The organism is Curtobacterium sp. MCLR17_059 (genome assembly GCF_003234665.1).
Classification (GTDB): domain Bacteria; phylum Actinomycetota; class Actinomycetes; order Actinomycetales; family Microbacteriaceae; genus Curtobacterium; species Curtobacterium flaccumfaciens.
The window spans coordinates 86,177-98,198 of sequence record NZ_QKSU01000009.1 but is presented as its reverse complement, the minus strand read 5'-3'; the positions used below and the strand labels follow the sequence as shown (position 1 = coordinate 98,198).

Annotated in this window: 11 protein-coding genes; 3 read left to right on the top strand and 8 right to left on the bottom strand. The window is 70.9% G+C overall.

All coding sequences use genetic code 11. The features are described 5' to 3' along the window. Nucleotides 1-23: 23 nt before the first annotated feature. The 4 genes from DEJ12_RS13175 to DEJ12_RS13160 all read right to left on the bottom strand — a co-directional run bounded on the left by DEJ12_RS13175 (nucleotide 24) and on the right by DEJ12_RS13160 (nucleotide 3,350). Nucleotides 24-737 carry a hypothetical protein gene (locus DEJ12_RS13175; RefSeq protein WP_111030327.1) on the bottom strand — a complete coding sequence of 238 codons (714 nt, stop codon included), beginning with the start codon at nucleotides 735-737 and terminating at the stop codon, nucleotides 24-26. A gap of 1 nt (nucleotide 738) precedes the next feature. After that, nucleotides 739-1,704, bottom strand: a complete 966-nt coding sequence (rsmH, locus tag DEJ12_RS13170; protein WP_111030326.1) for a 16S rRNA (cytosine(1402)-N(4))-methyltransferase RsmH — start codon at nucleotides 1,702-1,704, stop codon at nucleotides 739-741. 106 nt (nucleotides 1,705-1,810) lie between these two features. Continuing rightward, nucleotides 1,811-2,242: a division/cell wall cluster transcriptional repressor MraZ gene (gene mraZ / locus DEJ12_RS13165; protein ID WP_017886616.1), complete on the bottom strand. Its 432-nt coding sequence runs from the start codon at nucleotides 2,240-2,242 to the stop codon at nucleotides 1,811-1,813. Between the two features lie 712 nt (nucleotides 2,243-2,954). Beyond that, complete coding sequence (locus DEJ12_RS13160) at nucleotides 2,955-3,350, bottom strand: DUF3040 domain-containing protein (protein ID WP_110864614.1); 396 nt, start codon at nucleotides 3,348-3,350, stop codon at nucleotides 2,955-2,957. Between the two features lie 96 nt (nucleotides 3,351-3,446). Between DEJ12_RS13160 and DEJ12_RS13155 the strand changes: the two genes are divergently transcribed. Then, nucleotides 3,447-4,565, top strand: a complete 1,119-nt coding sequence (locus DEJ12_RS13155; protein WP_071405410.1) for a polyprenyl synthetase family protein — start codon at nucleotides 3,447-3,449, stop codon at nucleotides 4,563-4,565. Nucleotides 4,566-4,635: 70 nt separating this feature from the next. On the opposite strand, the gene DEJ12_RS13150 is transcribed toward DEJ12_RS13155, so the two are convergent. Beyond that, the gene (locus DEJ12_RS13150) at nucleotides 4,636-4,992 is read right to left on the bottom strand and encodes an Rv2175c family DNA-binding protein (RefSeq protein WP_181433126.1); all 357 of its coding nucleotides are present in this window, start codon (nucleotides 4,990-4,992) and stop codon (nucleotides 4,636-4,638) included. Nucleotides 4,993-5,164: 172 nt separating this feature from the next. On the opposite strand from DEJ12_RS13150, the gene DEJ12_RS13145 reads away from it, so the two are divergent. Then, entirely contained in the window at nucleotides 5,165-6,430 is a 1,266-nt protein-coding gene (locus tag DEJ12_RS13145; protein WP_258370586.1) for a LysM peptidoglycan-binding domain-containing protein, read from the top strand. A gap of 82 nt (nucleotides 6,431-6,512) precedes the next feature. Further along, the gene (pknB, locus tag DEJ12_RS13140; RefSeq protein WP_111030370.1) at nucleotides 6,513-8,588 is read left to right on the top strand and encodes a Stk1 family PASTA domain-containing Ser/Thr kinase; all 2,076 of its coding nucleotides are present in this window, start codon (nucleotides 6,513-6,515) and stop codon (nucleotides 8,586-8,588) included. 155 nt (nucleotides 8,589-8,743) lie between these two features. Here pknB and DEJ12_RS13135 read toward each other — a convergent pair whose 3' ends face one another. The 3 genes from DEJ12_RS13135 to DEJ12_RS13125 all read right to left on the bottom strand — a co-directional run bounded on the left by DEJ12_RS13135 (nucleotide 8,744) and on the right by DEJ12_RS13125 (nucleotide 11,998). Further along, on the bottom strand, nucleotides 8,744-10,129 hold the full coding sequence (locus DEJ12_RS13135) for a class II 3-deoxy-7-phosphoheptulonate synthase (RefSeq protein ID WP_110864693.1): 1,386 nt from the start codon (nucleotides 10,127-10,129) through the stop codon (nucleotides 8,744-8,746). A gap of 104 nt (nucleotides 10,130-10,233) precedes the next feature. After that, entirely contained in the window at nucleotides 10,234-10,959 is a 726-nt protein-coding gene (locus tag DEJ12_RS13130; RefSeq protein WP_071405408.1) for a 1-acyl-sn-glycerol-3-phosphate acyltransferase, read from the bottom strand. 85 nt (nucleotides 10,960-11,044) lie between these two features. After that, nucleotides 11,045-11,998 carry an ROK family glucokinase gene (locus DEJ12_RS13125; RefSeq protein ID WP_017886608.1) on the bottom strand — a complete coding sequence of 318 codons (954 nt, stop codon included), beginning with the start codon at nucleotides 11,996-11,998 and terminating at the stop codon, nucleotides 11,045-11,047. Nucleotides 11,999-12,022 lie beyond the last annotated feature (24 nt).

Sequence of the window (12,022 nt, the reverse complement as noted above, 5' to 3'; positions counted from 1 at the left end):
TGAGGGTGCGGCGGACCCGCCGGTCACCGGGTGGAGGGCGCCTGGAGCGGGTTCGCGTCGGACTCTACGGACGACTTCGCCGTCCCCTGGTCCGACGCGCTGGCGCCGCTCGTCTTCTCAGACGTGGCGGTGCTGTCGGTGGTTCCCGTGGTGCCCGTGGCGCCCGACGAGTCCTTCGTGCTCGACGTGCCCGACGTGTCCGTCGTGCTCGTCGTGCCCGTCTCCTTGCTGGTGGAGGTGTCCCCCGGCTTCGTGGCCAGCGGGACGTCGTTCAGCAGCGAGTTCGGCACCTGGTTCTCGGTGGACGCCGTGGCCTCGTCGGGCTTCGCCGGCGTCGGCGTGCCGTACACCCGACCGGTCTTCGGGTCGAGGTACACGGGCGTCGAGTTGGCGATCATGCCGAGCGACTGGGCGTTGCGGGCCAGGTTCTGCGGCGAGTCGAGGACCCGGAGCTGCTCGGACAGCGACTGCTGCGTGCGGGACAGGTTCGTCTGCTCGGCCGACAGCGAGTTGAGCGTGTAGGCGCCCTGGCTGAGCACCATGCTGATGCCGAGCTGGGCCAGCAGCAGGATGCCGAGCGCGGCGACGGCCACCACGGCGTACCCGATGCGGGGGCGAGCCCGGCGCTGGGCCGCGGTCGGCGTGACCTCGACCAGCTCGGGGCGGTGCTGACGGTCGGGGCGCGGGGCCCGCGACGGGACGACCGCAGGGTCGACGAGTGCGAGGTTCGTGCTCATGTCAGTTCCGGATCCGCTCGGCCGCGCGCAGGCGCACGGGGGTTGCTCGGGGGTTGGCGGCGCGTTCGGCCTCGTCGGCCAGCTCGGCGCCCTTGACGATCAGGGAGAAGGTCGGGGCGTGCTCGGGCAGCTCCACCGGCAGGCCGGCGGGGGCGCTCGACTTCGTGCGCTCCACCAGGGCCCGCTTGACGATGCGGTCCTCGAGGGACTGGTACGACTCGACGACGATCCGGCCGCCGACCGCGATGGCGTCGAGCGCCGCCGGGATCGCCCGCTCGAGCACGCTGAGTTCGGCGTTGACCTCGATGCGGAGCGCCTGGAAGACACGCTTGGCCGGGTGCCCCTGGCGCTGGATGGCGACCGGGGTCGCGTCGTGCAGCACCTGGACCAGGTCCCCGGAGGACTCGAACGGCTTCGTCGTCCGCCGCTCGACGATCGCTCGGGCGTAGCGGCCGGCGAGCTTCTCCTCGCCGTAGCGCTGGAAGATGCGGCGGAGTTCGCCCTCCTCGTAGGTGGCCAGGACGTCGGCGGCGGTCTGCCCCTCGGTCCGGTCCATGCGCATGTCGAGCGGTGCGTCCTGGCTGTACGCGAACCCGCGCTCGGCCCGGTCGAGCTGCAGCGAGCTCACGCCGAGGTCGAACAGCACGCCGTCGACCTTCGTGAAGCCCTCGCCCTCGATCGCGTCGACGATGCCGTCGTACACGGTGTGCACGAGGCGGACACGGTCGCCGAAACGGGCCAGGCGCTCCCCCGCGATGCCGAGTGCGTCGGTGTCGCGGTCGAGTCCGATGAGCGTGAGTTCCGGGAACCGCTCGAGCAGGCCCTCGGAGTGGCCGCCCATGCCGAGCGTGGCGTCGACGACGACCTTGCCCGGTCCTTCGAGCGTCGGCGTGAAGAGGTCGACGATGCGCTGGAGCATCACCGGCGTGTGCGGGAAGCGTGGCGTCTCGTTGTCGTTGTCGGCCATGTGCAGCCCCTCGTCTCCTGGGCCGTGGGTCCGGATCCCCATCCATGCGACCTGACACCGGGGAAGTGGCGTCAGGGCTTCACGGCTGGGAGTCCCGATCCGCGGATCAGAAGATCCCCGGGATCACCTCCTCGTCGTTGTCGGCGAATGCCTCTTCGGCTTCGGCGTAGTAGGCCTCCCACGCGGGGGTGGACCAGATCTCGGCACGGTCACCGCTGCCGATGACCGTGAGGTCCCGCTCGAGCCCCGCGTACTCGCGGAGGTTCTGCGGGATCGTCACGCGGTTCTGCTTGTCGGGCTGTTCGGCGCTGGCCCCCGAGAGGAACAGACGCATGTAGTCCCTGGTGCGCTTCGACGTCATCGGGGCGGTCCGGATGCGCTCGTGGAGTTCCTCGAACGTCCGGGCGCTGAAGACCACGACGCAGCGCTCCTGGCCGCGGGTCATCACGAGCCCGCCGGACAGTTCGTCCCGGAACTTGGCGGGGAGGATCACGCGACCCTTCTCGTCGAGCTTCGGGGCATGAGTACCGAGCAGCACGTCGGGCCTCCCCTCCGCTCCACCGGACCGTTGCGAGCCCCACTTTACTCCACTCCCCTCCCCTCGACCAGGAATCCGCTCCCTTTTCTGCCCGCGGCACCCCTACTGGGGGCATCGAGGCCGGAATGCAGCCCGCGGGGATGAGCGCGGATGCCCGGATCCATGCGGTTCGCGAGCGCCAGAGCAGCCGTGGAGGAAAGTGGAGGACTTTCGCAGCCGGTGGAGCGCCTCGGGGCGCGCCGCGGACCCACGACGCCGAGTGGGCGCGAACCGTCGCTCGCGCAGCCCCCATCCGACAGTTCCTGCACCCTCGGCGTCCACCGCACGGCATGTCCTGACCACTCGCGCACGCACCGGCGGCTGTCCACCCCGGCCACCCCGGCCTGGAGGCCCGTCCCACCTCCGCTGCAGAGCCCACGCGGGCGCACGGTCGACTCCACCACGCCCGGCCGCCGGTCAGCGCGTGGTCACGACGCACCGCCACCGCGACGCCGAGTGGTCACGAACTGTCGCTCGCGCGGCCCCCAGCCGACAGTTCGTGCGACCTCGGCGGCCAGCACGCGGCATGTCGTGACCACTCGCGCCGGCACGGACCCCGGCACGACCCCGGCCGGACCCCGCAAAAACCAGCCCCCGGGGAACACGAAACGGGGCCGACCCGAAGGCCGACCCCGTGGAGGAGTGTGGAGGGAGTCCTGCTGACCCCCGTCAGCTACTGACTCTGGTCGTTGCGCTTGTCCCAGCGCTCGTTCATCCGGTCCATGAAGGACCCGCCACCACCGGCGGACGGACGCGCGGACCCACCGGACGCGGGCTTGCCCGGCCGAGCGGGCTTCGCCTTCGGGGCACGCATGCCCGGGCGCAGCGCGAACAGGACACCGGCGAGCATCACGACGAAACCGAGGATGCCGAGCAGCGGCGCCTTGATCACCAGGCCGACGATGACGATGGCGACCCCGGCGAGTGCGCCGAGGACCCCGAGCGTGATGGCTGTGTACGTCGGACGACCCTGTCGACGTGTGACACGCGCCACGAAATCGGAATCGTTCTGGTAGAGGCTGCGCTCCATCTCTTCGAGAAGGCGCTGCTCCTGTTCCGAGAGCGGCATCTTGGTTCCCTCTGTTCCTGGGATCGACGCGGGGTTGAAAAACGCGGGTTGAGTGGACCGATTCTATGCCTCGACCACTCCACTAGGGTAGGGATCGTGGCTGAGAGTACGCGATTAGTGGACCTCGTATCGGCGCGTATCGACCGGGCACTCGACGAGCAGCGTGAACGGCTCCTCGCGATCAGCCCCGACCTCGCGCCGTTCGACCGGTACGCCCGAGACCTGTTGTCCGGCGGCAAGCGCTTCCGGGCGCTGTTCTGCTACTGGGGATGGCAGTCGGTGGCGGGCCGTTCGGGCTCGTTCGACCCGCTGGCCGAAGGGTCCCGGCAGACCACCGCCGAGGCCGTCGTCACGGTCGCCGCAGCACTCGAGGTCTTCCACGCCGCAGCCCTGGTGCACGACGACATCATGGACCGCTCGGACACCCGTCGTGGGCGTCCCGCCGCGCACCGCCGCTTCGAGTCCCTGCACGAGGAGTCCGGCTTCGTCGGCGACCGCGGGCAGTACGGCACCAACTCCGCGCTGCTCCTCGGTGACCTGCTGCTCTCGCTGAGCGACTCGGTCTTCGACGAGGGCCTCGCGCTCCTCGACCCGGTGCGGGCCCGCATCGTCCGCCAGGAGTTCCACGCGATGCGCCTCGACGTCACGGCGGGGCAGTACCTCGACGTGCACGAGGAGACCGCCTGGCCCGTCATCGACGAGTCCGAGCACCTGCTCCGCGCCCAGCGCGTCATCGTCTTCAAGTCGGCGAAGTACTCGATCGAGGCCCCGCTGGTCATCGGCGCCCTGGTCGCCGGCGCGAGCGACTCCCAGCTCGAGGGCCTCCGCGCCTTCGGACTCCCCCTCGGCGTGGCGTACCAGCTCCGCGACGACATGCTCGGGGTCTTCGGTGACCCCGAGGTCACCGGCAAGCCGGCCGGCGACGACCTGCGCGAGGGCAAGCGCACCGTCCTCATCGCCTCGGCGCGCAAGACGCTGGCGAGCGGCCCGCGGCAGCTCCTGGACGAGCTCCTCGGCGACCCCGACCTCGACGAGGAGCAGGTGCAGATGCTCCGCGCGACCCTCACCGAGTCCGGTGCCGTCGCCGCTGTGGAGCGGTCGATCGAGCGGCACGTCCAGCGCGCCAAGGCGGCACTGGACGCCTCGCCGCTGACACCGTCGGCACGCGAGCAGCTCGCGTCGCTCGCCGACACGGTCAGCCGCCGGTCGTCCTAGACACACCCCCAGGACAGACGGGAGGCCCGGTGCCAGCTGGCACCGGGCCTCCCGTCTGTCCGGAACGCGTCTAGAGCAGCGACTGGGCGATGCGACGCACCTCGGCCTTGCGACCGGCGCGCAGCGCCGCGATCGGCGTGGTGTCCATCGCGTCATCAACGGTGAGCATCCAGCGCACGGCCTCGTCGTCGGTGAAGCCGTTGTCGCCGAGCACGATCAGCGTGCCGCGGAGTTCGGGCATGGGCTCGCCGTCCTCGAGGAACTCGACCGGCACGCGCAGCACACCGCCGACGCGGGCTGCGAGCAGGGTCTTCTGCTCGAAGAGTCGGTGGATCCGTCCGGGGCTGGTGCTGAACATGTCCACCAGCTCGGGGACGGTCAGCCAGCGTTCGGAGAGGGACAGGTCGTCGACGGGTGCGGCACTCACACGCCCATGGTGCCAGAGTGACCGCCGGAGTGAATGCGCCTCGTTCGTCACATTCGTCACATCCACCCCATCTGACTCTCTGGTTGACTTGGGAATCAGGCCATGCCAGCGTTGTGGCACCTGTGAGTGCGCGCATGCGTGCGCACGGCTCAGTCGAGATCAGGAGAAACCCGTGGACCACGCTGCAGACGAAGTCGCCCGGCGCGCACGATCCGCCCGGTTCGCCACCATGCCCATCGTCCTCGCGGGCACCATCGCCGTGACCGCAGGCCTCACCGGCCCGGTCGCGCACGCCGAGCCCCGGCACGACGACGCCGACGCGAACCACAAGCGCCACGTCGACCAGGACCGCGCCGTGACCGACCGCCCGGTGTTCGGCACCGCCGTCGCCCGGCCGTCGCAGACCGTCGTGCGGACCGTCGCCGCGACCACGAAGGCCCCCACCACATACACCGTCCACCACGGCGACACGGTCTCGGGCATCGCCGCCCGCTTCGGCCTGTCGGCGCAGGAGATCCTCGTGCGCAACGGCCTCGGCTGGAACACGATCATCCACCCCGGGCAGACGCTCCACCTGGCATCGACGCCCGCCGTCACCACGGCGGCGGTGCGGACCTCCGGGTCGACCGGCGGCTCCGGCTCGGACACCTCGAGCTACCACGTGAAGCACGGCGACACCGCCTCCGGCATCGCGTCCCGCGTCGGCGTGTCGACCACGGCGCTCCTCAGCGCGAACAATCTGTCGCAGCGCAGCGTCATCTACCCCGGCCAGACGCTGCGGGTGCCGCACGGCACGTCGTCGACGCCGTCGGTCTCCACCGCCTCGGCCCCGTCGACCAAGTCGAGCGTGAAGATCAGCGCCGGCGACACCGTGGCCTCGATCGCCGCCGCGCACCACGTCTCGGTCAAGTCGCTCCTGTCGGCGAACGGCCTGTCGTACACGAGCACGATCTACGCCGGCAAGACACTCGTCATCCCGTCGTCGAACGCCGCCCCCGCGGTCGCTGCCAGCGCCGCGGTGAGCGGTGCCGTCGGCCTGAGCGCCGAGCAGCGCCAGAACGCCGCGACCATCGTCGCCGTGGGTCGATCGCTCGGAGTCCCGGACCGCGGCATCGTCGTGGCCCTCGCCGCCGCGATGCAGGAGTCGAGCCTCCGGAACCTGCCGCACGGCGACCGCGACTCGGTCGGCCTGTTCCAGCAGCGGCCGAGCCAGGGTTGGGGCAGCGCGGCGAAGCTGCAGGACCCGGCGCACGCCACCGCGCTGTTCTTCGGCGGGCGGAACAACCCGAACGCCGGCAAGACCCGCGGGCTGCTCGACGTGCCCGGCTGGTCCTCGATGAGCATCACCGACGCGGCCCAGGCCGTGCAGCTCTCCGCCTACCCGAAGGCCTACGCCACCTGGGCGAGCGCCGCCGAGGGCTGGCTGGCGACCCTCTGAGCCTCATCCGGAAGATCGAGATTGGGTCACGGCCGGTGCGCCGGTGCGTCCGAGTGCGGTCTCGATTCGTAGAATGCCGCCGATGACCACCAACGCCGCCACGGACCCGATGATCGGTCGCATGATCGATCAGCGGTACCGCGTCCGCTCCCGCATCGCGCGCGGGGGCATGGCGACCGTCTACCTCGCGACCGACGTGCGCCTCGAGCGACGCGTCGCGATCAAGATCATGCACGGGCACCTGGCCGACGACCAGGCCTTCCGTGAGCGCTTCATCCAGGAGGCCCGTTCGGCCGCCCGGCTGTCGCACCCGAACCTGGTGGGCGTCTACGACCAGGGCGCCGAGGGCGAGATCGCCTACATCGTCATGGAGTACATCCCCGGCATCACGCTGCGGGACCTGCTGCAGGAGCACCACGCCCTGACGCCCGAGCAGGCGACGGACATCCTGCGCGCCGTGCTGGCCGGCCTCGCCTCGGCGCACCGCGCCGGGATCGTGCACCGCGACCTGAAGCCCGAGAACGTCCTGCTCGCCGACGACGGTCGCATCAAGCTCGGCGACTTCGGCCTGGCCAGGGCCACGACCGCGAACACGGCGACCGGCGCGGCACTGCTCGGCACGATCGCCTACCTGTCCCCCGAGCTCGTGACCCGCGGCGCCGCCGACTCGCGCAGCGACATCTACGCGCTCGGCATCATGCTCTACGAGATGCTCACCGGCGAGCAGCCCTACAAGGGCGAGCAGCCGATGCAGATCGCCTACCAGCACGCCAACGACTCCGTGCCGGCACCGAGTGCCGCCGTGTCCGGGGTGCCGCCGGAGCTCGACGAGCTGGTCGCCTGGTCGACCGCACGCGACCCCGAGGACCGCCCCCGCGACGCCCGCGAGATGCTCGACCACATGTCGGGCAACCAGCAGCGTGCGACCGGCCAGTACCGCACGGCCGTGCTCCGCCCCGAGAACGGCACCGCGATCCTGCCCTCCGGTGGCGCCGGCACACTCGGCGCCGCAGCGGCCGCGGCCTCGGTGGGGGCTGCAGGAGCCGCAGGAGCGGACGAGACCGCCATCATCGACCGGTCCGGCGACCGGGACACCGGCGACCGCGGTCGAGCGCCCGCCCGTGCGCGTGGCAACGCCCCGGGCCCCCGTCGCACCGGGGCCCAGCCGGGCGTGCTCTCCCCCGCCGGACAGCGGCTCGCCGACCAGTCGGCGAAGCGTCGGAAGCGCGGCTGGATCCTGCTGTCCGTGGTCGTCGTGCTCGCGCTGATCGGAGCCGGCTTCGGCTGGTACTTCGGCCCGGGGCCGGGTGGCAACGTGCGGATCCCGGAAGTCACGGGCAAGTCGGTCTCGCAGGCCCGGCAGCTGCTCGAAGCACAGGGCCTGCAGGCGGCGTCGAAGACCGGGACACGGTTCGACGCCGTCGTCGCGAAGGGGCAGGTCTCCACGACGAAGCCGGCCGCGGAGCGCGAGGTGCAGAAGGGCACGGCGGTGCAGATCGTCGTGTCGAACGGCCCCCGGATGATCCCGCTGCCGGCGATCGTCGGCCAGCCGCTCTCCACCGTGACGGCCGCGCTCGACGACGACTTCGAGCTGCAGGACGACCGGTACGAGTTCTCCGCCGATGCCCCGAAGGACACCGTGGTCGCGGCGACCGGTCGGGCGTCCGGCGGCAAGGCCCTCGACCTCACGACCGTGCAGGCCTACGGCGAGACCGGGCCGGTCACCCTGACCGTCTCGCTCGGGCCGGTCCCCGACGTGGTCGGCAAGACGGTCGACGAGGCCTCCGCCGCACTCGACGAGGTCGGCCTGATCCTCGGCGCCCGCACCGAGGAGTACAGCGACACCGTGCCCTCGGGCCAGATCGTCTCCGCCGCCGTGCAGGACTCCCCCGCCGTGCGCGGGTCGGCGGTGGACGTCGTCGTGTCGAAGGGGCCGACGCCGATCACCGTGCCGGACCTCGGAGCGGAGCGGCCCACGATCAACGAGGCGACGAAGACCCTGGAGGACCTCGGCCTCAAGGTGTCCGTGCCCGACTGCACGAACATCCTCTGCGGCTTCTACGACTGGAAGTCGAAGCTGCCCGTCACCGGCACCGACCCGGGCGCCGGCGCCACCGTCTACCGCGGCGACACGATCACCCTGTCCTACGACCAGTAGGTGCGGACACCGCACCCTCGGCCCTGGACGCGACCCCAGGACGGACGGGAGGCCCGTGGCGGCGCCGTCACGGGCCTCCCGTCCGACACGCGAAAGCGACAGAACCCCGCGAACATGCCGCGGGGTTCTGTCGCTTCGGCGAAACGGTTCCTGCGTTACGAGCGGTCGGGCTGGTGCGCGCCGAGTTCCTCGGCCACCAGGAAGGCGAGCTCGAGGGACTGCATGTGGTTGAGGCGCGGGTCGCACAGCGACTCGTAGCGGGTGGCGAGGGTGGCCTCGTCGATGTGCTCCGAGCCGCCGAGGCACTCGGTGACGTCGTCACCGGTGAGCTCGACGTGCATGCCACCCGGGTACGTGCCGACCTGGCGGTGCGCCTCGAAGAAGCCGAGGACCTCGTCCACGACGTCGTCGAACCGGCGGGTCTTGTAGCCCGTCGGCGTGGTCAGGCCGTTGCCGTGCATCGGGTCGGTGACCCACAGCGGGTTGGCGTCCATGCCCTTGATCGCCTCGAGCAGCTTGGGCAGCTCGTCGCGGATCTTGCCGGCGCCCATCCGCGTGATGAAGGTCAGGCGACCCGGCTCACGGTTCGGGTCGAGCTTGTCGACGAGCGCCTTCATGTCGTCGACGCTCGTCGTCGGGCCGAGCTTCACGCCGATCGGGTTGCGCACCCGCGACAGGAAGTCCACGTGGGCGCCGTCGATGTCGCGCGTGCGCTCACCGATCCAGATGAAGTGACCAGACGTGTCGTACGCCAGGCCGGAGCGCGAGTCGATGCGGGTCATCGGGCGCTCGTAGTCCATCAGCAGCCCCTCGTGCGAAGCGTAGAACTCGACGTGCTTGAGCGCCTCGAAGTCGGCACCGCAGGCGTCCATGAAGCGGATTGCGCGGTCGATCTCCTTGGCGAGGTGCTCGTAGCGGGCGTTCGCGGGGTTCGAGGCGAAGCCCTTGTTCCACGAGTGCACCTGGCGCAGGTCGGCGAAGCCCCCCTGCGTGAAGGCACGGACGAGGTTCAGCGTCGAAGCGGCGGTGTGGTATCCCTGCACCAGGCGGCGCGGGTCGGCCGTCCGGCTCTCCGGTGTGAAGTCGTAGCCGTTCACGATGTCGCCGCGGTATGCCGGCAGCGTGACGTCGCCACGGGTCTCGAAGTCGCTCGAGCGGGGCTTGGCGAACTGCCCGGCCATGCGCCCCATCTTGATGACGGGCATCGAGGCACCGTAGGTCAGCACGACGGCCATCTGCAGGATCGTCTTGACCCGGTCGCGGATGGAGTCGGCGGTCGCACCGGCGAAGGTCTCGGCGCAGTCACCGCCCTGCAGCAGGAAGGCCTTGCCCTGGGCGGCCGCGGCGAGCCGCTCACGCAGCTTGTCGACCTCGCCCGCGAACACGAGCGGCGGGAGCGTGGCGATCTCGGCCGAGGCGGCCTCGGCCGCGGCGGCGTCCGGCCAGGTCGGCTGCTGCTTGATCGGGAGCGTCCGCCAATAGTCGAGCCCCTCGATGACGTCCGGATCCTGCAGGGCGACGAAGTCGGTCGACTCGGGCAAGGGCGTTACCTCGGTGTTCTGTGCGGGCGGCCCGACGACGCTGACCGGCACCGGGCCGCGCGTCGTCGATGGGCGTCCTGGCGGGGTGCCGGGACCATCAGAGCCTAACGTGCAGGCGTCGACTTCCGTTCCCGCATGACGGCCTCGCGCGCGGAGCTCGCCCGCTCCTTCACGCTGGTGGCGTAGACGTCCACGTACTCCTGACGGCTCAGGCCGGCGAGCTCGTGCATGACCTCGTCCGTGACGCTGCGCAGGATGAAGCGGTCGGTCTCGAACCCCTGGAACCGCGAGAAGTCGAGCGGCTTGCCGAACACGACCCCGACGCGCTTGATCTTCGGGAAGCGCTGCCCGATCTGCTGCACCTCGCGCGTGCCGACCATGGCCACGGGGACGACGAGCACGCGCCCCTCGAGGATCATCCGGGCGATGCCGGTGCGGCCGCGGTAGAGCTTGCCGTCGGGGCTGCGGGTGCCCTCGGGGTAGATGCCGAGCTGCTCACCGCGCGCCAGGACCTGCAGGCCGGTGCGGAGCGATGCCTCGGACGCCTTGCCGCCGGAGCGGTCGATCGGCAGCTGGCCGATGGCGTTGAAGAACGTCTTCGTCGCCCAGCCCTTCAGGCCGCGGCCGGTGAAGTAGTCGCTCTTCGCCAGGAACGAGAGTCGACGGTCGAGCACCGCCGGTAGGATCACCGAGTCGATGAACGAGATGTGGTTCGACGCGAAGATGACCGGGCCCGAGGTCGGGACGTGCTCACGCCCGACGACCCACGGCCGGAACAGGGTGAGGATGAGCGGGCCGAGCACGAAGTTCTTCAGCAGCCAGTAGGTCATCGACGACTCCAGGTGGTGAGAAGGTCCGGGTGGTGCACGGCCCGGGGTGGGCGGTCGTTCGTGTGTGCGTGTGTGCGCGCCGACCCTACGCCGTGCGGGCGTGGATGCGGGCGAGGTCGGCGGCACCGACGACGCCGGCGTCGTTGACGAGTTCGGCGATCACGAAGTCCGGCTCGGGGTGGTACCCGCGGGCCGGCAGGTTGTTGAGGTACGCCTGCTTGATCGGGTCGAGCAGCCGGTCCCCCGCGCTGGCGACCCCGCCGCCGAACACGAAGAGCTGCGGGTCGAGCACCGCGGACAGCGACGCGCACGCCTCGCCGAGGTGCCGACCGAGCCGACGGAGGGCCGCGAGGGCACCCGGGTCGTCGGCCAGGATCAGGTCGCCGACGATCTTGCCGTCGAGCTGGCCGCCGTTGTCGGCGCGGGCGTCGGCCAGTGCCGAACCGATGCCACCGGCGTCGGCGACGTCGTTCGCCATGCGCTGCAGGGCCCGGCCCGAGCCGTACTGCTCGATGCAGCCGCGGGCGCCGCAGCCGCAGGGCAGCCCGTTCGGGACGATGCGCAGGTGGCCGATCTCGCCGCCGGTGCCGAATCCCCCGCGGAACAGGCGGTCCTCGGTCACGATGGCGCCGCCGACGCCCGTGCCGATGGTGAGCATGGTCATGTCGGACACGAGTCGACCGGCGCCGAACCGGAACTCGGCCCAGCCGGCGGCGTTCGCGTCGTTGTCCACCGTGATGTGGAGGTCGCCGAGGCGCTGCTGCAGCTTCTGCCGGAGCGGTTCGTTCCGCCACCGGATGTTCGGCGTGTAGTAGACGATCGACTGCGAGGCGTCGATGAACCCGGGGGCAGCGACCCCCACGGCGCCGACCTGGTGGAGCGAGCTGAGTCGCTCGACCATCGAGACGACGTCGTCGAGCATGGCGTTCGGGTCCGCAGCGTTGGTGGCCACGCGGTCCTCGGCGACGATCTCGCCCAGTTCCGTCACGACCGCACCCGCGATCTTGGTGCCCCCGATGTCGATTCCGATGGCGTGCACGAGCAACGAGCCTACCGGTTCGCC